The sequence below is a fragment of the Virgibacillus sp. FSP13 genome (assembly GCF_054048505.1).
Window position 1 is genome coordinate 70,083 of record NZ_JBSVKG010000006.1, and the last position, 20,055, is coordinate 90,137.

Genomic DNA, 20,055 nt, shown 5'->3' on the forward strand with positions numbered 1-20,055 from the left:
GAGATAGCATGGCAGATTCTACTAATACTTTTAAATCAGAGAAAAACATTCATACCGATTTTCAAGAAAAAATGACATATGGTGATTATTTACAACTTGATACATTATTATCCAGTCAAAAGCGATTATCCGATCATCATGATGAAATGCTGTTTATTATTATTCACCATGTAAGCGAACTTTGGCTAAAACTAATCATTCATGAAACAAAGGCCGCGATTCAAATGATTGAACAGGATGATCTACAGGCATCATTTAAAATGCTTTCCCGTGTCTCAAAAGTTCAAACGCAAATCATTCAAGCCTGGGATGTTTTATCCACTCTAACCCCGGCAGAGTATATGGAATTTCGAGATTCGTTAGGAAATGCATCCGGTTTCCAATCCTATCAATATCGTTTAGTTGAATTTGTGCTCGGTTATAAAACACCCTACATTATGAAAATTTATAAGAAGAATCCAGAAGTACATGCCATCTTGGAAGAAGCTTATAAAAAGCCAGGACTATATGATGTCGCCATCCAAGCACTATCCCGTAATGGTTTTTCAATCAATCCTACTGTACTAAATCGCAATTTTTCCAAAACCTATCAAAAGGATGCTTCTGTCGAAAATGCTTGGCTCCGAGTGTATCAAGATGTCGATTCTTACTGGGATCTATATCAATTAGCAGAGAAGCTCGTTGACATTGAAGACTGGTTTCAACAATGGCGCTTCCGTCATATGAAAACAGTCGAGCGAATCATCGGGCATAAAAAAGGTACTGGTGGATCATCTGGCGTTGGCTATTTAAAAAAGGTTTTGGATCATTATTTCTTTCCTGAGTTATGGGAGATTCGAACCAAATTGTAATATTGTCCTTTATGCTGCACCCAATTTTTATGGTGCAGCTTTTTTGACGGATACTTCTCGGGTGTTCGGCAACTTTTTGCGGTTGTCCGGCGACTTTCCGCTTTCGTCCGGCGACTTTTCTCGTTCGTTCGGCGATTTTCTGCTTTCGTCCGGCGACTTCCTGCTTTCGTCCGGCGACTTTTCACTTTTTTCCGGCGACTTTTCGCTTTCGTCCGGCGACTTCCTGCTTTCGTCCGGCGACTTTTCGCTTTTTTTCGGCGACTTTTCGCTTTCGTCCGGCGACTTTCTGCTTTTTTCCGGCAACTTCCTGCTTTCGTCCGGCGACTTTCCGCTTTTTTCCGGCGACTTTTCACTTTTATCCGGCGACTTTCCCGAGGTGCACCCTTTCTGCCCGAGGTGCGCGACTTTCTGGCTGGGGGTCGCATCTTTTCCGCTGAGAAGCGCGACTCCCTGCGGATATGCGCGATTTCCCGCCGAGCGCGCATAAATTGATCTCCAATTTCTACTTGCGCTTTCCCAGCAAATAGTGGTATTTTTAATGTTAAATCATTGCAAACAGGGGAGGCATAGTATGCAGAAAAAAGCAGATCAATGGTCAACAAAAATTGGCTTTATTTTATCATCAGCCGGTGCAGCAATTGGCCTTGGTGCAATATGGAAATTTCCGTATATGACCGGCATGAATGGTGGTGGCGCATTTTTTCTATTATTTATTGGGTTTACAATTATTATTGGTCTCCCTTTATTGATCGCAGAATTTATTATTGGTAGAGGTGCACAAAAGGAAGCTGTCAGCGCCTATAAAACGCTCGCACCAAATAGTGGCTGGTCGATTGTAGGTAAACTAGGTGTATTTGGATCCTTTATCTTGATGTCATTTTATAGTGTTGTTGGTGGATGGGTGCTTATCTACAGTGCCATGTCGATACCCGGTTTAATTATCAAGGAATCCGCAAATTACGGGGAATTATTTGCGACCATAACTGGTAATCCTGGCATAACAATATTGGGACTTGGATTATTTATGATCATTAATATTATTGTCATTTCATTTGGTATCAAAAATGGAATCGAAAAGGCGAGTAAACTATTAATGCCATTATTATTTGTATTTTTTATCATATTAGTAATCCGTGCCGTGACATTTGAAGGTGCTTCGGAAGGACTAGCATTTTTCTTGCAACCGGATTTTTCTAAATTAACAGGGGATAGCGTGTTATACGCACTTGGACAGTCTTTCTTTTCACTTGCTGTTGGTATCTCCGTAATGGTTACATATAGCTCATATCTAAACAAAGATGTTAGCCTGCCAATGTCTGCTGGCTCCGTTTCGATCATGAATATTTTTGTTTCTTTATTGGCGGGATTAGCCATTTTTCCGATTGTTTTTTCATTTGGACTTGAACCGGCACAAGGGCCCGGATTATTATTTGTGGTCTTGCCAGAAGCATTTGCACAGATGCCCTTTGGTGAGCTGTTTCTAAGCTTGTTTTTGTTATTATTTTTATTTGCTGTTCTGACATCGTCCTTTAGCATGTTGGAAATCATTACGTCAGCATTCACGGCAAACAAGCAACGCTCACGTGTCAAAGTTGCTTGGATTGCTGGGTTCATCATCTTTCTTGCAGGAATCCCTGCCGGTTTATCATCCAGCACATTAGCAGATTTCCACCTATTTGGGTTAACCGTATTTGATGCCTCCGACTATCTCGTGAGTAACATCATACTTCCACTAGGTTGTTTGTTAATTGCGCTATTTATTACGTATAGAATGGATAAAGCACTCGTTAAGCAGGAGTTTTTCTATAGCAAAGATCTAGGACCAGGTATTTATCAACTTTGGTTTCAAATCATGCGCTGGCTCGTCCCAGTTACCATCATTATCGTTTTTATCGGATCACTTGGATTTATATAAAAAAGTTGTTTTTAAAAGATTGGGACTGCGATTACTCGCCCCATCAAAATCATTTGTTGTTTTTGACACAATAGATATAAAATACGACGTAGATCTCCAATAAAAAAAGATGCCGGACTGGCATCTTTTTTTATTGGAGATTTTCCCGTAGATTATTCAAATCAAAACTGTATGTCTACAAATCCTCTTCAACACGGTAAATCAATGTATATTTATTTTCATCGAGTAATTCACTAATATGAATCCGAACACCATGTCCAAAAACCAACTCATCGTCTGTCATAGCAACTATCATAGCCTTGATATCATTTTTTACGTCAAAATAAATATCTCCAACAACTGGTTTCAACTGTGATTCTGATGCCTGTAAGTATTTAGGCGATTCATCTGCAGTCAATTGCGATTCGGAAACTAGGTTTTTATCAAAGTAGGCAATATCTTGACTTTCTTCTGCGCGACCTGGAACCATTACAACATATTCGCTATGCTTAACCCCATTATCCCTCGTTGTCACCACATTGCCATCTTCCACACTGTCAACTTTTTCAATTTCATTAAGTGAATAATGATCAAGGAAGTCTGGTGCTGGTTTAATAATTAAAATGTAATCACCCTGTTCAGGGACTTTATCCTTATCAATAGTATATCGCTTCCCATAAAAAATAAATGAATCCATATGTTTTGGACGATACAAATTGATTTCACTTGCTTTGGTAAGTATTTGCTGCATATCCTTCAATCGATATAAGTGCACGGATTTCTTAAACATCGGCTTAACAGAATACACCTTATGAAGTTCATTGTTATAAAAAACAAATTGTCCCTTTCTTACTTGAAAAAGCTTCACCTGCGTTACCTCCTATTTTAAAATAATGGCTTAGAATATTTTCCCTTTCACTTAAGCATGCTAAACCTATTATATGTAATTTATCCTAAAGTAAAAGCTATTGTACCATTTTTATATTAGCATAACCAGTTAAAATAAAATTATCTAACTTTGATAGTAGTTATTAGGGTAAACCATTATAGCCTAATGCAAAAAAAGAGCCCTTCATTAAAGAAGAGCTCATTACTTTTTCGTTTTATTTTTACTATAACCTAAAAGTAAAATAAATACAGTAAGGATAGCGATCACCGTATACGAGAATGGGCCATGGTGAAAATGCAGTGTATCAGTTACAAACTCATCCTCTGTTATCATTTCACCAGCTGTCCAGGCCAGTATTCCCGCACCGATGTAGGCAATCCATGTATACTTTTCCAATACTTTTACGATCAATTTCGCACCAAAGATCATGATAGGGATACTGACCGCAACACCTAAAGCAATCATCCCAATGTGACCTTTAGCTGCCCCAGCAACTGCTACAACGTTATCAAGACTCATTACTGCATCCGCCATAATAATTGTCATAACAGCTTTTCCTAGGTTACTCGACGATTGAATGTTTGCTTCTTCTTCGTCGTCTACAAGAACATGATAAGCAATATAAAGCAATAAGATGCCACCTATTAAATGAACAAACGGAATTTGTAATAAATAGACAATGACAATTGCGAATAGAATACGTAATATCACCGCACCGCCAGTACCTAAAAAGATTGCTTTATTTTGCTGTTGCTTAGGCAACTTTCTAGTAGCCATCGCAATAACAACCGCATTGTCACCAGAAAGGATGATATCAATTGCGATAATTTTCAGTAGTGCAATAATCGATTCAGATGTTAATTCAATTCCAAGCAAAATTTTACCACCCTTCTACAACAAAAGCGTAAGCGTCCTTACAGGCTAAGAGCGCGACGTCCTGTCGCAACGCCTGTACTAGCACGTCCTGTGCGTCGTAGCGACGTATAGACTGGACTGATCCGTATGAGATAAAGGAAACACGAAGAGCGTAAGCGATTCGATGTTGACTTATCGTAAGGAGGAGAAGGAAGTCTACTAGTCGCTGGGCGCTGGAGCTGGACGCGACTATTACAGTTAACTAATATACTCACATTCCATAATTTTATATTTTTTAAAACTACATGAAACGACTTTATTATACTATTTTTAGCTTTATTGTAAAGTATGCCGTGTGTTTATACAGAAGGGTGAATAATTGAGGAGCTATTTTGTAGTGTTCTATGGGGTTAATAAAAATAAGCGAATGGGTATGTTTCTTTGAGGATGTAGCTTACCGCATACCCTCTATTTCTGCTTTCAAATATTCTTGACCACTCAACAGCGCACGTAACATTTGGCCATGGTAGTCAAATTTAGCCTCATGGTCGTTAAATTTCTGAGTATGTTCTTCTAGTATTTTAGAATGCTCATCCAATATTTTCGAATGCTCATCTAATTTCTTACCGTGCTCGTCCTGCTTACTTAAAATTTCCTCAAGCATCCCGATTATTTTTCTTCATTTTGCATCTAATTTCACCTCCCCTCCATCATCCATAGTATAGAACACAATCATACGAACAAAATGTGACAAATTACGTTTCTATTTTTACCTGCTTACCCGGTTTCCTATGTTTATAATTCACCGCAATAATACCGACTGCTACCAATGCCAGTGCACCAATAATAAATACAGTTAAATTTTCACCAGGAATAAAAATAGATGACAGTATTGCTCCCGATACAGGTGTCACAAATTTATAAATACTAATTTCGCCAGCCTTGTTATATTTTAGGAGCGAATACCACAAGGCAAACGCTACCGCCGAAAGTACTGCCGCATATCCTAGCAATCCCCAGCCAAGTGGTGTAAATGTAATGGCATCGGGTTTCATTTGCGGAACACCAACCGTAAGCATGAGAATCGAGCCGATTGTGAGCTGCCACCCTGTTAAGGCAAACGGATGAATTCCTACTGCCATTTCCTTGGCCATAATCGTACCAATTGCACCAGTAAGCGCTGCTAAAATCATAAATCCTTCCCCAGTAAGTTCGAAACTTAGCTTCATTTCCTGTCCCCAGTTGGCAACAATGACCCCCGTAAATCCAGCCAATAAGCCAATCGCTTTAGCCCAGTTCAATCGATCATTTGCATAGAAAAAATGAGCAAGCAATACTGTGAAAAATGTGCCACTAGATGATAAAACGGCCCCTTGCATACCGGACGTATTTGCTAATCCATTGTAAAAAAAGAAATACTGTAAGGAAGTCTGGATAATCCCAAAAATAACTAGGAACATCGCTTGTCTCCGCGTTACCAATAAAGCTTTTGGCTTAACAATTAACATTCCCACTAACAAGATTAATCCAGCCAATAAAAAGCGTATACCAGCAAAGACTATTTTAGCAATGGTATCATCTGCTGCCATTTGTAATTCATCATAACTTATTTTTAAAACCGGAAAAGCACTCCCCCATAGAATCGAGCAAAAAACAGCAATACTTATGACAATCCACTTTTGTGTTAAATACTTTTTCATGATGTTCAACTCCTACACGCAAATCCACTTCATTTAACGCACATTTTCATCCATATGGACAAATGGTAAATTAGTATCAACCTCACCTAAAATACGCGTTGTTTTTTCCTTATTTCCTTCCAGCCACTTGGCAAAATCAAACACAATCGGCTTCCGATCACCGCCTAAAGCAAACCACGCTTTTCGCTGTTTTGGAAAATACCCCGATGTATGAATCGTCCCAGACCAATTTTTATATTGCTTGGAAAAGACTCCTTTGTCCGTATCATTCAGCATTCGAAAAGCTTGATAGCCATCCATTATGTTGTCTTTTTGTGCTTGCATTGCATCCATACGTTTATAAGAGTCAGTTAAATGATGACGGTTTTCATCTTTTAATAACTCAAAATGATTTGTACAAACGTTTGATTGACGGACCTCAACACTTCTTGGCGTTGCCTCCACAACAAAGGTTTCTTCATTTTTATCAAGAACCGTATAACTAAACGAATGGCGATGTGGAATCTCTTTTAGCATCTTAATTGCTTCATCAACCGTTGCACAGCTCTCTAAAACCATTCTACCGATCATATTACAAATAAATCCTTCCCCTGGTTTTTTCCGATGCATAAAGTTGTATCCCATCACAAAGCCTTTTTCGTTCATACCATCCATACGACCTGTGATCCGTTGAGATGGTCCAATAATCGCGTATCCCTGATCAGACGGCTGAAAAATCGTATACCGCCCCTCATATGTTTTAGGATGGTAATCATAATTACGAATCATATAATCCGAGCCTGTAAAAATGGAACAGCCACTACGAACATATTCCAACCGATAACCCCCAAACTCTTGCAGGACGTCCTCCATTTCCCATTCCAATGCATCCTGTAAACCGAGCAACTCGTCCCATACACCTGGAGCAAAGGCTTCGATTTTCTCTTTTGTTTCATTTACATCGATCGTAAAACGTGGTCTTCTGATCTTCCACTGTTTTTCCCGATTTTTTATTGTTAATGAATCCTTTAATAACATACCTTGTTTATATCCGAAATCACGATGTGTACCACGAAATTGAATGATGTCACTGTAAATCTTTTTCAAAACAACGACCCCTTTTCTTTAACTAGTACAAGTCTATAAGAAATCACCAAAAAGTGAAACCAATCAAGCTTCAAAACGTATTACATAATGAATCAAACATCACAGGAGTTGAGAGAATGGCAGGAATTTTAACAACAACAATCCTATCTTTTATTATGTATTTTGTTTTAGCTGGTATTATCATAGCTAAAAACAGTCACCGTAAAGGAACGATGACATCTGCTTTATTCATATTTATTTTCCTATTTATTATTGGCGGTTTGGCAAACTATATGATTTTATTACCAATCACTGTACCTAATATCCTAATTGCCAACATCGTTATTGCGATTATCGGTATTTTCCTATTATATGGCATAACCGCGACAAAACTGAAAAAGAAAAAAATTGGGTCATATGAAGCAGTATTAGGCGCTATCATTCTATTGGGTATTTTGGCTATTCCAACCGTTTTTGTACTGGGAATTTTCACCTTAGACGATACTTATGAATCAATTAATAAGCAAGAAGTGGCCGAGGCTAAGCCATTAAATAAAGACGATACACCGATTACAGTATCACCAGAATTTGCCCGAAATAAAGTACAAAAATCAATGAGTGTCGTCCCAGATACACAGTTCTATGATTTAGGCAAATTGCAAGTGCAGAAAATTGATGGTGATGTTGTTTTCGTTGCCCCTGTTGAATTTACTGGATTCTGGAAGTATTTCCGCGGCAAAGAAACAGCAGGGTATTTCACCATTTCGGCAACCGATACAAATGCACAACCGAAATTTATCGACAGTAAAATGAAGTATACAAACTCAAGCTATTTTAATCACAATATTGAACGAACGATTTACTCCGAATATCCAACTTATATTCAAAGCGGAGAACCGCAGATCGAAGTCGATGAAGATGGCAAGCCATGGTATGTCCAGACGCTATATAAACCAATTGGCCTAACAAACAAACCGAATATGAAAACGATGCGAGTTGCCGTCGTTGACCCTGTAACAAGTGAAACAAGTTCATATACAATCGATCAAGCGCCAGACTTTATTGACGGTTCATTAAGTTCCGAAATGGCAACAGATGAGAACAATTATTTTGGTAAATATGTACATGGCTGGCTAAACTCGTTGTTTGGCAAAGAGGATGTAAAAATTCCAAATGACTCTGGTACAGAAAGTAGTGTTACCCCGATTTTTGATGAAAATGGCGATATGTACTACTTTACCGACATGGCATCACCAAAAGAAAACATTGATTCTGCGCTTGGTTACACCTTAATTAATGCAAGAACGGGTGAATTAACCTATTACAACAGTAAGAAAAACAGCGGAATCATGGATAGTAAAGGGGCCAAGGAGATCGTCAATAAAGAATACCCAGAGAAAAAATGGAAAGGATCAATGCCAATTCTTTATAATATTGACGGAAATCCCACATGGGTCGTGAATGTTTTAGATCCAAATGGTTTATTTAAGAAATATGCCTACATCAAAGCTGCTGACTCTGATTTTGTTGTGTTTGGTGACACAGCAAGAGAAACATTGGAATCCTACCGCTTGGCACTAGCACAGGATCCAAGTAATGTAGAAGCAACCGGAGAAAGTGCTTTGGAAGAAGTAAAAGGGGAAGTTGATCGTGCCTTAGTTACAACCCAAAAATCCGGTCAAGTCGTTCAATTCCTATTAAAAGGAGACAAAACCATTTATACCATCAATGTTGGAAAAGCTCCACTAGCATTATTCCTACGCGAAGGAGATAATGTAAAGATGAAAGCAAACATCCGTGACAATGGCACAGGAATTGTTGATACGATTGAGATTGATGGATTGACAGAGTAGTTTTCTGATTCATGGTCATGCACTATTCAAATTAACATTAAAAAGCCTTGAACGATATGACATCGTTCAAGGCCCTTTTTCTACTTAATTATTTTCTTGTTCCTCAACTAACACAGAAAGCTCTGTCCAGCGATCCATCTTCGCTTCTAGTTCTTCCTCCACCTGTTGCTGCTCTTTATAAAACTCTTGCACTTTATCCAAGTCACTACCAGCATTGGCAACACTCTCTTGAAGTGCTTCTATCTTCAATTCCAATTCGGTAATATCATCTTCTATCCGATCCCATTCTTTTTGTTCCAGATAGGATAACTTCTTCTTTTTCGCTGGTTTCGTGACATTCTCTTTGACAGATGCTGGGGCAGACTGTACATTCTTCTTGCTTTCATTTTCTAAATACTCACTATAGTTCCCATAAAAACGTTCCACATTGCCATCACCCGCAAACACTAGTAAATGATCAATAACCCTATCTAAGAAGTACCGATCATGGGAAACGGTTATAACGACGCCAGGAAATTGATCCAGATATTCTTCCAACACACTTAACGTCTGCGTGTCTAAGTCGTTTGTCGGTTCGTCTAAAAACAAAACATTCGGCTCCGTCATTAAAACTTTCAACAAATACAGACGTCGCTTCTCCCCACCAGAAAGTCTACTAATATACGTCCATTGCTCACTACGGGAAAATAGAAATCGCTCAAGCATCTGTTCTGCCGTAATCGTCTCACCGTCTTTAGTGTAGATTACTTCAGCAACTTCTTTAATATAGTCGATGATTCGCATACTTTCATCCAGTTCCTCATCACCTTGCGTATAATAGCCGATATTAACTGTTTCACCAATCTCAATGGACCCGCCATCTGGAGTGATTCGTTCTGCCATGATATTTAATAAAGTTGATTTTCCGGAACCATTTGGACCAATAATACCTAGGCGATCACCAGGAACGACCAAGTAATTAAAATCATCGAGTAACTTTTTCCCCGCAAACGATTTTGTAATGTTTTGTGCTTCGATTACCTTTTTGCCAAGTCTGGTTGATCCTACTTGAAAGGATACATCCTGTTTGGTTGTGTCAAATTTCTTTTCCTTCATTTCCTGAACCCGGTCAATTCGTGCTTTTTGCTTGGTAGATCTCGCTTTTGCTCCTCTTTTTAGCCAGGCAAGCTCTCGTTTTAATGTATTTTGATGTTTTTGCTCAAGACTTTCTTCCAATGCTTCCCGTTCCGCTTTTTTCTCTAAAAATAACTCGTAATTGCCTTCATACGTATAAAGATTTCCTTTATCCAATTCAAAAATGTGATTCGTCACCCGATTTAAAAAGTAGCGATCATGGGTAACAAGTAGTAACGCGCCTTTATAGGTTGTCAGATACTTTTCCAGCCACTCAACCGTTTCATTATCCAGATGGTTTGTCGGTTCATCCAAAATCAATAAGTCTGCCGGTTGAATTAATGCCTTTGCAATGGCAACGCGTTTTTTCTGACCACCGGAAAGTTCCGTAACATTTTTATCAAAATCAGTAATCCCTAATTTCGTTAAAATCGTTTTCGCTACTGTATTTGCTTCCCAGGCCTCATACTGATCCATCTGCTGTTGCATTTTCAAGACATGTTCCTGGGCTTGCTCATTACTTGGTTCTTTCTGCAATTGTTGAAGCGCCTGTTCATATTCTCGGATAACCTTCATCATACGAGCTTCACCATAATAAATTTGTTCGATCACCGTCAAATCGGAATCAAGCTCAGGCTCCTGGGCCAAATACTCTATTTTGTAATCTTTTGCATGTTTCACTGTGCCTTCTTCAGCAGGTTCAAGTCCAGCAATCGCTTTTAGGAAACTCGACTTGCCCGTTCCGTTAACACCGATCAACCCTACACGGTCATACGGAGAAATAGAGCATGAAACATGATTGAACAATATTTTTTCGCCAAATGATTTATATAAATTTTCAACTGTAAGCATTTATTTTCCTTCCTCACTGAAAAGCTTCAATAAGTATAGTATAATGGATTTTCAAGCGTGGAAAAAGAGAACGCGAGAGATTATTCCTTCATCTTCCGCTTTTTAGTGAATTGTTTAACAAAAATAACCAGCAAAAATAGCAGCCATGATGTCACAGCATAAAATATTATTTTACTAACATCGTCCATCTTTGAAAAGAAGAATGCCATCCCAATCCAAATAATGGAAATTGCAGTTAGTTGATAGCCTAAAAATTTAATTGCAAACTCCTCCAACCTTTACATTATCTATCTTTAGTTTAGCCCATCAACCTCAATTTTTCCATTAAAGTGCGTGTTCAAAACCTCTTAAAAGAAAAAGATTTAGGAGTTCAATAAAAGCAAAGAGAACAGCCTTAATAGCTGCTCTCTTTCCTCCTGATCAATCCATTTGTTTTACTAAATTAGTCATTTCGATTGCTGCGACTGCGGCCTCTGCACCTTTGTTCCCGGCCTTTGTACCCGCACGTTCAATTGCTTGTTCAATTGTTTCAGTTGTTAAAACGCCAAATATTACTGGTTTTCCTGTCATTAGGGATGCATGCGAAACCCCTTTAGCCGCTTCGTTACATACATAATCAAAGTGTGGTGTTGCACCGCGGATAACCGCGCCTAATGTAATAACTGCATCATACTCCTGATTGTCTGCCATTTTCTTTGCTGCCAATGGAATCTCAAATGCACCCGGAACCCATGCTACATCCACATTATCTGGACTGACCCCGTGCCTTGTTAATGTACTAATGGCGCCTTCTAAAAGTTTGCTAGTAATAAATTCGTTAAACCGTGCAACTACAATACCAATTTTTAATTCTGTTCCGACTAAACTTCCTTCCAATGTTTTTCCCATTTCTCCATCCCCTTTTATTTATTAGTGTTCATAAACCACCATTTCATTTATCAATTGGTAACTTTTGAACAACCTTCTTTTAATGATGCTGTCTTCTAATAGATCGGGACTACGATTACTCTCCCCATCGAAAACATTTGTTGCTTTTTTACACAATGGATATAAAATGCGCGCACTAACCACCGCTACGGAAATACACTTCGCTTTCCGGGGGCGGCTGTTGAGCCTACTCAAGCCAACACGACGTTGGTCACAAAGGCGTTGCCACAGGACGTGGCGACCTTAGCCTTTGTTCCCCTTACGCACTGCGGGGTCTCACCTAGGCCTTTCCTCCCCCAGGAGTCTCAGCGTATTTCCTCCGCTGTTTTACCTTTTCGACTATTTATTAATGTATTTAAATAAGAATAAGACAGTTGATTCCCACTGCGGGCAGTCGACTCCCCGAAAAAGAAAAGCACTTTTTCTCATGAAGTTGTATCGCTCCGAAGTCTTCCTTGTCCTGCGACGAGAACGCTTCAACAGCACTACATCGGTACTAGCAAATTGGTTTATATTTTAAAAAAGTCTCGCATTTTTCCACGGCTTTGAATAGCTTTCTGTTCAAGGGTGTAAAAGTCCGCGTAACGTAGATTCCTTAGTTTTCCCCTTCTAATAATTAGAACACTACCACCAGCGTAGGCAGAATACGTAGACTCCTTGAAAATAAAGATCCATTTTCTGCGTGCGATGTAACGCTGCCGAAGCTTTTCTTGTCCTGCGGGAACAGCACGTGTCTGAAGACCCCGCAGCGGTGTTTTTTCCGCGAGTAGGCTGAAGCCGTGTCCGCGGAAAGCGAAGTATTCTGCCGGAGCGGAATACAAGCACTCAGCTTATTAGACCGGAAGAAAACGTCGCAAAATAGCATCGCTTTTTATATCAACTACGAAATTTTAAATAGCAACAAGCATTACGATAGGGGCCTTTAATGAAATTCCAAAATATGTCCTAACTTATCTGACTTCGTATGCATGTATTTCTCATTTTCTCTCCGAATAGTTGTTTGAATCGGGATACGTTTTTCAACACAAATTCCGTGCTTTTCTAATTCCGTTACTTTTTCAGGGTTGTTCGTTAAGAGTTGGACATTCGTAACGCCCAAATCTAATAAAATTTGTGCACTTACATCATATTCACGTAAATCCGGGGCGAATCCCAGCTGTTCATTCGCTTCTACTGTATCTACACCTGCATCTTGTAGTTTATACGCTCGCAATTTGTTAAGTAGTCCAATCCCGCGCCCTTCTTGTCGCATATAAAGCAAAACTCCTTTACCAGCCGCTTCAATGTCCGCAAGAGCTTCATGTAATTGTGGCCCACAATCACAGCGATGCGATCCAAATACATCACCAGTCAAACATTCTGAGTGTACTCGAGTTAAAATCGATTCATCTGAGTTGATCTCCCCTTTTACGAGGGCAATATGTTCTTTCCCATCAAGACCATTTGTATAACCAACTACTTTAAAGTCACCAAAATCTGTCGGCAAAACTGTTTCCACTTCACGTTTAACATGTTTTTCATGCTTTTTCCTGTAACCAATCAAATCAGCAATCGTTATCAGCTTAAGCTCGAACTCCTTTGCCATTTTGGTTAATTCAGGCACGCGAGCCATCGTTCCATCTTCCTTGATAATCTCGCAAATCACCCCTGACGGAAAAGCCCCACACAATTTTGCTAGATCAACAGATGCTTCGGTATGACCTTGCCGAACGAGTACACCTCCATCTTTTGCAACCAATGGGAAAACATGGCCTGGGCGCTTAAAGTCATTTGCACCTGCATTAGCATCAACCAATGCACGAATTGTCTGGGATCGTTCCGCAGCACTAATCCCTGTCCTCGTGTCGTTATGATCAATCGTCACCGTAAAAGCGGTGCCGAATGGATCAGTACTAAGACTAGTCATCTCTGGTAATTCAAGTCGACTGGCTAAATCAGTCTCAATTGATGTACAGACAAGCCCTTTTCCATGCGTGATCATAAAATTTATCACATCTGGTGTAGCTTTTTCTGATAATGCAACTAGGTCCCCTTCATTTTCTCTATTTTCATCATCAACAACGATAATTGGTTTTCCCTGTTTTAAATCTGCAATTGCAGCGTCTATTGTATGGAACATATTCCCACTTCCCTTTCATATAAGTCTATTACTGTTTAGGAATGCCTTCTTTTAAGACTATTTGGTTAACAAATTCTGTACATATTTTGCGAGCATGTCACACTCGATATTAACTAAGTCACCTTGGTTTTTTTCGCCCAGATTCGTTTCTGAAACGGTATGTGGAATAAGTGCAATGGTTAGTGAACTTGCTTTTACATCAAAAACAGTAAGACTAATCCCATCTATTGCAATCGAACCTTTTAGGACAATTAATGCTGCATGCGCTTCTGGAATACGGATGTCATAATAAACGGCATTTTCATGTTTTTCCTTCCTGGTGATTTCTCCTGTCCCATCTACATGTCCGGAAACAAAATGACCGCCGAATCTACCACTAGCAGGCATCGATCGTTCCAGATTCACATGTGATCCAACTTCTAATAACTTCAGTGCAGTAGATTTGAACGTTTCCGGCATAACATCGACTTGAAAGGATGTTTTGGAATAATCTGTTACCGTGAGACAAATCCCGTTTACGGCAATACTATCGCCAACGTTTACATCTTCAATTATTTTTTTCGATTCAACCGTTAATTTGATGGATTGATCCGAAACGCTATTCATATTTTGTATCGTGCCCTTTTCTTCAATAATCCCTGTAAACATCTACTCATCCTTTCTTGGTGCAGCTACTATTTTGATATCTTCGCCAATCATCTCAACATCACTGATAGCAAGTGATAATGTCTCAGCAATGGACTGGAAGCCACGTCCAGCAAAGGCTGTTGGAGCTGTTTTCCCGCCAATCAATTTGGGGGCAAGATAAAGAATCATTTGATTTAGACGCCTTTCTTCTAAAAATGCTCCATTTATTTCAGCTCCTCCTTCCACGAACACCGACATGATCCCCTTGCTTCCTAAAACTTTGAGCACCTTTTCAATGGGAATTACTTCTTCATCTAATTGAATGACCTTGACCCGGTCCCTACTTTGATATGGAGTCATTGTTTGATTACTAGTATTTTTTCCGACAAAAATCCATGTGTCTGCTTGATTGTCTGTCACAACGTTGGCATCTATTGGTGTTCTGAGGTGGGTATCTAAGATAATACGCACTGGGTTCCTCCCGCCGTTTGGAAGTCTTGTAGTAAGGCTAGGATTATCCATAATAACAGTGTTAACCCCAACTAGAATCGCATCATGTGTATGTCGATAATGATGCACATCCATCCGGGCCTGTTCACCTGTAATCCACTTGCTGTCTCCATTAACCGTAGCCGTTTTCCCATCAAGGCTGACTGCCGATTTTACCGTTACATATGGTGCCCCGGTTTTGATAAAGTGGAAAAACGCGGCATTTATTTGTTCAGCTTCTGCCTGTAAAATGCCGACCTCTACATCAATCCCAGCTTTTCGCAGTTCTTCAATTCCCTTACCAGCCACTTTTTCGTTTGGATCTGTTACCGCAATGACTACACGCTTTATACCTTTTTCAATAATAAGTTCGACACATGGCGGTGTTTTCCCGTAGTGGCTGCATGGTTCAAGTGTTACGTAAATTGTTGCACCATTCGCTTTATCACCTGCCATCTCTAAAGCATGTACCTCGGCATGCGCCTCTCCCGCTTTCAAATGCGCGCCAAAACCAAGTATTTCACCTTCATTTACAACTACAGCACCAACTGGTGGATTCGGACTTGTTTGACCCAACACTTCCTTAGCCAACCTCAAAGCAAATCGCATATAATCATCATCCATTGACTCATCACCTCTTTTTTTAGCATTAAAAAAACCCCCGAAATACTTCGGAGGTGTTAGGGCAGAATTTTCAATAAGTAAAACACGTATGTAAAACATTTCATCTAAAAATGGTATACAAATAGATTTCATATATACGCAAAGAAGCATACACAAATAACTATCTGTTTTGATCATTTTCACACAGAAACATACTTGCTACCTGAAAAATTCCTTCTCCCATCCAGACTATAACTGTCGGCTCTGGAGTTTCACCAGATCCACCGTTTGGCATTAAACCGCACGGGTCACGGACTGAGAAGCCCTCGCTTCATCACCGCCGATTGGGAATTTCACCCGACCCCGAAGGAAATTGTAATATGAACTTATATAATTATTTAAACTTAAATGCGGTCAGATCGCAAGTTTTTAGGGTTAAATATTTTTGGTTTTGGTTTAAATGTGATTAATTTTGGTTGTTGTTGACGGATTTCGTCAACAATTCGTCAACAACATGAAATTTTAACTTCTTATATGAAGCTTAACAGGTTTCTTTGCTTTACTGGTATCTATCATTAAAGATTCCTCTTCTGTTTTATTTATGGCAATGTTCAGTCCAAACATTTTAAACTTAATACCATTACGATCCATTCTTTTAACAAATCCATTTATTTTATATCCGATTACTGCTCCTAAGATAAGCCCGACAATTAATAGCATGTTGACACATCCTTTTTTCTTAGTATGTGCCGTTATTGCTTAAAGAATTCAGCCCAAACGCTCCAATATTTCATCCCGATACTCTTTGTAGGTATAGTTTCCACCAAATGTTAAATAGCACCATGCCATAAAGCATTCGTCTTCATGCAATATAACATCGTCTGTGATGACGATTTCATCATCATCTTTAAATAACTTTCCGCACACGTCACAATGATAATCTTCGAAGTCAGGAATGTATGGTTTAAGCCTGCTCCCTAGATCCTTCATCTGTGTTCCCTTCATACCTTTCGTCTTCACCTTTATTGCCTTCATCTTCAACCATCCTTTCGTTTGTTATTGGCTTTGGCAGCCTTGTTATGAATCTTCCATACCCTTCTTTGTTTTTTATCAAATTTAAAGAATGGTAGCGTTTAAGTTTTAGCAGATCGTCAAGATCGAATGGATATAATTCATCTTTTAGTTCAGAATAATTTTGTTTATCGCATCCGCTAATGAGCATGTAAGATGCGCTGGCAGATCGCAATTCCTCGCGTATATGTTTGATCTGATTCAGATAATGGCAACTAATGATTGGTTTAATATTAAACTTTGGTAAACGGCTTAATTTTGTGGTGAGAAATTTTTCAGTTGTTTGCACCTGGTACAATTCATCAATAACTAGATTTACCTTTTTCATTTCTTCTCTCTTATACATTGATTTTCTTATTTGCAAAGCCATCCAAATTTTAGTGATCCAATAAGTAGAATAGACATCTTTTTCATTATCTGTTGTAAACATATGCTCCGGCATTTTAATGCAAATCAACTGACTTATTTGCATTTCCTCAACTAAATCAATATTATTCTCTGTAGACTTTTTGAGCATGAGCTCCATATAGGTATTTGCTTTTAATTTATTCAACCGATCGATGATACCAACGATCAAACTTAATTTTGTCCCTACAATCATTCCTTCCTTGTTGTAGTCGTCTAATTCGTCCAGTGACTGCATATATTCTTTTAGGTTATCGACTTGTTCTTTTGGAATATCATCGAGAAACGCGTGCCTGGTCTCATGATCTTGCAGGACTTGGAATACATCACGTATGCTGCCATTATTAATAAAAGTGACCAACGATGCGGCAACCAGGTAACGTTCCATTTTTGGGGATAAGTGAGTTTCGGAAGTATTAATGGAGTTGATAAGCGTCATTAGTTGGGTGGTTTGCTTTTTAGCGTTGTCGTATTGTTTAAATGGATCCGGGTCGAATCCAGCTTCGTTATATCCAAGTCCTTGCAGTTTCTCGAAATCATCACATTCAATGTTCAGGACCCTGTCGTCAGGGTAAAGATCGGAAACTTCCTCGCTCAATTCGCAGTTTCCAATGTAATCGAATATGATTGTGCATTCATCATTTTGTATGCTGTCATATGAAAGATTTCCGATCAGAGTTGATTTACCAGAACGGTTTGGTCCAATTAAAATAAGTGATAAATAACGGAATTCCTTATCTACGCTTAAATATGCTGGCTGTTTAATGCCTCTGAAGGTATTAACACCTATTCGCATGGTTCCCTTTCGTAAATCTTCCGGAACCGTTGTTTCTTGCGTTTCGACTTTATCAACAAATGGGTACTTTTCAAGAATGCTTTTTCCTGCAAGGGATATGAAGTTTTGCACTTCACTGTCACTCATTTTGTTAACCGCAGCACCGGATATATTTTTTGATTGAATATTGATTTTTCCTTTAAAATTCTTGCTTACAAGCCTATTATCGTCACTTAACATATCAAAGCTTTGCACTAAACTTTTAGCATTATTTCTCTCTCTAATACGTTCTTTGCTTTCGCTCATAACTAATATTTGTGTATTTAGTATTGTTGAATGAACTTTGTTTTCAGTATGATCACTCACTTTTTGGCCACCATTCAATCGATCTACAATACTTTCCAGGGCACTTTCTTTGTTGTTTTTCTTTTCCCCTACTAAGGCATCGCTCACACTTTGAAGCAAACTATCTATCAAGCTAATAACATACTTGAATATAAATGCCGTTCCCGTTTTATCGCGATCTACAGGTTGGCTGTTTTTAACCTTTTCCATAGTATAACGATGACTATGCCGAAAACTCCCTTGTGGCATCGGTATGAAATTATACAGGATTCCCGCTTTGTCGCCTTCCTCTAAAACATCGATCACGTTCAAATTGCTTTCCAGCAAGTCGTTATCCCGTCTATCAATTCGCAAACTCAGTGGATCCTCTTTCTCATAGATTAGTTGTTTTTTTATTGATTTTTCATCGAAAGAAGGTATTTCAGCTACTTCCTCCACCGTAATATTCCCCCAAACATCGCCTAATTTTTCCTTCATAATACTTAAATGCTGTTCAGGGATAATAAAATAAAACTCAACCTTCTCCTTTTCAATATAGATGTAGTAGGCGATTTTCCCCTGCCGTTCAAAACTCCACTTTGTACCTATAAAAAGTTCTTTCCCCAGTAATTTATATGTTTTTTCATCTTCTTTTCTCACGCTATGCCAAAGGCTTTTATACAATGAAGCTATCGTTCTAGCAATTAAGTGTGTATTATTATTCCGAATTGAATTATTTGGTTTTAACTTGATGTAAACGTATTTTGGGCTAACAACCTTTAATATATTAGACAACTTTTTGCCCTTCATATGTCCATCCTCCTATGCAAAAATAAAGGTTATTAAAAAGTGAATAACAATCAAGGCAGAAAACCATTTTCCTAACCTTCGGGAACCAGTTGTTACTTTTAAAAGAATTAAAATGCCACCTCCCACTAAAGCAAAGGAATAACTCAGATCAACTAAAACCTTTACCGCAGCTTCTAAAAATGAAATTATTCCTTCTACAAAGAATTCCGTCATATCTTCTTTAAGGCCTTCAAAAGCTGAATCGAATTGACCTTTAATATCCCACCACGGAACTTCTCCTTCCACTACCGCGCTTCCACTTTCAATACCAGGAAGAAATGGATTGAGCTCTGGTTCAGTTGGTGGAGTGACAGTTAACAATTTCTCTCCATTCATTTTTACGATCATGTCGCAAACACACCTTCAACTTCATCGAGCGCCCACGGTAACCCTAGCAATATGACATAAACGATTAGATATGAAAAGAACGATTTTTTAGCCCCGTCAAAATCTTCTTTCATTGCCTTGTTTATTGTGTCCCAGCCACCTTTTATAATAATTGCCCACTTCGCAAAGGTCATGAACTTACCAAAATAAAGTTCTCTCGCTTTTACATCGATTCCGGTACTTGCAAAAGTGATGTCGGGAATTCCCAAAAAAACCAATGCGGTTCCTGCAGCAAAATAAATTTTCTTATGATTTTTAAAGTGAGACACCACTTTATTTTCTTTTTTGAAATTCCGATTTAAAAAATCATCAAACTTTATTGTCTGCACAAAAAATACCTCCTTTTTTATAAAACAGTCATATTTAAGAGACCCCGCGCATAAGCTGACAGTGAAGAACGTCAGCGA

20 protein-coding genes and 1 riboswitch are annotated in these 20,055 nt (G+C 38.8%); of the genes, 4 read left to right on the top strand and 16 right to left on the bottom strand.

Going from position 1 to position 20,055, the window contains the following annotated elements:
* Positions 1-8: 8 nt before the first annotated feature.
* The 3 genes from kynA to ACW2QC_RS07240 all read left to right on the top strand — a co-directional run bounded on the left by kynA (position 9) and on the right by ACW2QC_RS07240 (position 2,766).
* Complete coding sequence (gene kynA / locus ACW2QC_RS07230) at positions 9-851, top strand: tryptophan 2,3-dioxygenase (RefSeq protein WP_457543307.1); 843 nt, start codon at positions 9-11, stop codon at positions 849-851.
* Between the two features lie 43 nt (positions 852-894).
* Entirely contained in the window at positions 895-1,338 is a 444-nt protein-coding gene (locus ACW2QC_RS07235; RefSeq protein ID WP_457543308.1) for a hypothetical protein, read from the top strand.
* Between the two features lie 84 nt (positions 1,339-1,422).
* On the top strand, positions 1,423-2,766 hold the full coding sequence (locus tag ACW2QC_RS07240; protein ID WP_457543309.1) for a sodium-dependent transporter: 1,344 nt from the start codon (positions 1,423-1,425) through the stop codon (positions 2,764-2,766).
* 175 nt (positions 2,767-2,941) lie between these two features.
* Here the strand turns inward: ACW2QC_RS07240 and ACW2QC_RS07245 are convergent, their stop codons facing one another.
* The 5 genes from ACW2QC_RS07245 to ACW2QC_RS07265 all read right to left on the bottom strand — a co-directional run bounded on the left by ACW2QC_RS07245 (position 2,942) and on the right by ACW2QC_RS07265 (position 7,275).
* Positions 2,942-3,613, bottom strand: a complete 672-nt coding sequence (locus tag ACW2QC_RS07245) for a hypothetical protein (RefSeq protein ID WP_457543310.1) — start codon at positions 3,611-3,613, stop codon at positions 2,942-2,944.
* Between the two features lie 222 nt (positions 3,614-3,835).
* Positions 3,836-4,501 carry a TerC family protein gene (locus tag ACW2QC_RS07250; RefSeq protein ID WP_457543423.1) on the bottom strand — a complete coding sequence of 222 codons (666 nt, stop codon included), beginning with the start codon at positions 4,499-4,501 and terminating at the stop codon, positions 3,836-3,838.
* Positions 4,502-4,943: 442 nt separating this feature from the next.
* Positions 4,944-5,153 (bottom strand): hypothetical protein, encoded by a 210-nt coding sequence (locus ACW2QC_RS07255; protein WP_457543311.1) that lies wholly within the window; start codon positions 5,151-5,153, stop codon positions 4,944-4,946.
* A gap of 91 nt (positions 5,154-5,244) precedes the next feature.
* Positions 5,245-6,189: a DMT family transporter gene (locus ACW2QC_RS07260; protein ID WP_457543312.1), complete on the bottom strand. Its 945-nt coding sequence runs from the start codon at positions 6,187-6,189 to the stop codon at positions 5,245-5,247.
* A 33-nt stretch (positions 6,190-6,222) separates the two neighbouring features.
* Positions 6,223-7,275 carry a C45 family autoproteolytic acyltransferase/hydolase gene (locus ACW2QC_RS07265; protein WP_457543313.1) on the bottom strand — a complete coding sequence of 351 codons (1,053 nt, stop codon included), beginning with the start codon at positions 7,273-7,275 and terminating at the stop codon, positions 6,223-6,225.
* A 116-nt stretch (positions 7,276-7,391) separates the two neighbouring features.
* Here ACW2QC_RS07265 and ACW2QC_RS07270 point away from each other — a divergent pair, with 116 nt between their 5' ends.
* The gene (locus ACW2QC_RS07270; RefSeq protein ID WP_457543314.1) at positions 7,392-9,107 is read left to right on the top strand and encodes a DNA-binding protein; all 1,716 of its coding nucleotides are present in this window, start codon (positions 7,392-7,394) and stop codon (positions 9,105-9,107) included.
* Positions 9,108-9,191: 84 nt separating this feature from the next.
* Here ACW2QC_RS07270 and ACW2QC_RS07275 read toward each other — a convergent pair whose 3' ends face one another.
* The 11 genes from ACW2QC_RS07275 to ACW2QC_RS07325 form a co-directional block, all read right to left on the bottom strand.
* Positions 9,192-11,072: an ABC-F family ATP-binding cassette domain-containing protein gene (locus tag ACW2QC_RS07275; protein ID WP_457543315.1), complete on the bottom strand. Its 1,881-nt coding sequence runs from the start codon at positions 11,070-11,072 to the stop codon at positions 9,192-9,194.
* Positions 11,073-11,152: 80 nt separating this feature from the next.
* The gene (locus ACW2QC_RS07280; protein ID WP_457543316.1) at positions 11,153-11,347 is read right to left on the bottom strand and encodes a hypothetical protein; all 195 of its coding nucleotides are present in this window, start codon (positions 11,345-11,347) and stop codon (positions 11,153-11,155) included.
* Between the two features lie 145 nt (positions 11,348-11,492).
* The gene (gene ribH, locus ACW2QC_RS07285) at positions 11,493-11,960 is read right to left on the bottom strand and encodes a 6,7-dimethyl-8-ribityllumazine synthase (protein WP_457543317.1); all 468 of its coding nucleotides are present in this window, start codon (positions 11,958-11,960) and stop codon (positions 11,493-11,495) included.
* 961 nt (positions 11,961-12,921) lie between these two features.
* The gene (locus tag ACW2QC_RS07290; RefSeq protein WP_457543318.1) at positions 12,922-14,118 is read right to left on the bottom strand and encodes a bifunctional 3,4-dihydroxy-2-butanone-4-phosphate synthase/GTP cyclohydrolase II; all 1,197 of its coding nucleotides are present in this window, start codon (positions 14,116-14,118) and stop codon (positions 12,922-12,924) included.
* 57 nt (positions 14,119-14,175) lie between these two features.
* Positions 14,176-14,766, bottom strand: a complete 591-nt coding sequence (gene ribE / locus ACW2QC_RS07295) for a riboflavin synthase (RefSeq protein WP_457543319.1) — start codon at positions 14,764-14,766, stop codon at positions 14,176-14,178.
* Positions 14,767-15,858 (bottom strand): bifunctional diaminohydroxyphosphoribosylaminopyrimidine deaminase/5-amino-6-(5-phosphoribosylamino)uracil reductase RibD, encoded by a 1,092-nt coding sequence (ribD, locus tag ACW2QC_RS07300; protein WP_457543320.1) that lies wholly within the window; start codon positions 15,856-15,858, stop codon positions 14,767-14,769.
* Positions 15,859-16,065: 207 nt separating this feature from the next.
* A riboswitch (FMN riboswitch) is annotated at positions 16,066-16,212 on the bottom strand.
* Positions 16,213-16,359: 147 nt separating this feature from the next.
* On the bottom strand, positions 16,360-16,557 hold the full coding sequence (locus tag ACW2QC_RS07305) for a hypothetical protein (protein WP_457543321.1): 198 nt from the start codon (positions 16,555-16,557) through the stop codon (positions 16,360-16,362).
* Between the two features lie 48 nt (positions 16,558-16,605).
* Positions 16,606-16,827 carry a hypothetical protein gene (locus tag ACW2QC_RS07310; protein WP_457543322.1) on the bottom strand — a complete coding sequence of 74 codons (222 nt, stop codon included), beginning with the start codon at positions 16,825-16,827 and terminating at the stop codon, positions 16,606-16,608.
* Complete coding sequence (locus ACW2QC_RS07315; RefSeq protein ID WP_457543323.1) at positions 16,802-19,207, bottom strand: hypothetical protein; 2,406 nt, start codon at positions 19,205-19,207, stop codon at positions 16,802-16,804. Before ACW2QC_RS07315 ends, ACW2QC_RS07310 begins: the two co-directional genes overlap by 26 nt.
* Before the next feature lie 27 nt (positions 19,208-19,234).
* On the bottom strand, positions 19,235-19,609 hold the full coding sequence (locus tag ACW2QC_RS07320) for a hypothetical protein (RefSeq protein WP_457543324.1): 375 nt from the start codon (positions 19,607-19,609) through the stop codon (positions 19,235-19,237).
* Positions 19,606-19,977, bottom strand: a complete 372-nt coding sequence (locus ACW2QC_RS07325; protein ID WP_457543325.1) for a hypothetical protein — start codon at positions 19,975-19,977, stop codon at positions 19,606-19,608. Before ACW2QC_RS07325 ends, ACW2QC_RS07320 begins: the two co-directional genes overlap by 4 nt.
* Between the last annotated feature and the right edge of the window lie 78 nt (positions 19,978-20,055).

Bases quoted from the DNA above. Each gene is read 5' to 3' on its own strand.
- kynA (WP_457543307.1), top strand. From the start codon at position 9: ATGGCAGATTCTACTAATACTTTTAAATCAGAGAAAAACATTCATACC.
- ACW2QC_RS07240 (WP_457543309.1), top strand. From the start codon at position 1,423: ATGCAGAAAAAAGCAGATCAATGGTCAACAAAAATTGGCTTTATTTTA.
- ACW2QC_RS07255 (WP_457543311.1), bottom strand. From the start codon at position 5,153: ATGCTTGAGGAAATTTTAAGTAAGCAGGACGAGCACGGTAAGAAATTA.
- ACW2QC_RS07260 (WP_457543312.1), bottom strand. From the start codon at position 6,189: ATGAAAAAGTATTTAACACAAAAGTGGATTGTCATAAGTATTGCTGTT.
- ACW2QC_RS07270 (WP_457543314.1), top strand. From the start codon at position 7,392: ATGGCAGGAATTTTAACAACAACAATCCTATCTTTTATTATGTATTTT.
- ACW2QC_RS07275 (WP_457543315.1), bottom strand. From the start codon at position 11,072: ATGCTTACAGTTGAAAATTTATATAAATCATTTGGCGAAAAAATATTG.
- ribH (WP_457543317.1), bottom strand. From the start codon at position 11,960: ATGGGAAAAACATTGGAAGGAAGTTTAGTCGGAACAGAATTAAAAATT.
- ACW2QC_RS07290 (WP_457543318.1), bottom strand. From the start codon at position 14,118: ATGTTCCATACAATAGACGCTGCAATTGCAGATTTAAAACAGGGAAAA.
- ribE (WP_457543319.1), bottom strand. From the start codon at position 14,766: ATGTTTACAGGGATTATTGAAGAAAAGGGCACGATACAAAATATGAAT.
- ribD (WP_457543320.1), bottom strand. From the start codon at position 15,858: ATGGATGATGATTATATGCGATTTGCTTTGAGGTTGGCTAAGGAAGTG.
- ACW2QC_RS07305 (WP_457543321.1), bottom strand. From the start codon at position 16,557: ATGCTATTAATTGTCGGGCTTATCTTAGGAGCAGTAATCGGATATAAA.
- ACW2QC_RS07310 (WP_457543322.1), bottom strand. From the start codon at position 16,827: ATGAAGGATCTAGGGAGCAGGCTTAAACCATACATTCCTGACTTCGAA.
- ACW2QC_RS07320 (WP_457543324.1), bottom strand. From the start codon at position 19,609: ATGATCGTAAAAATGAATGGAGAGAAATTGTTAACTGTCACTCCACCA.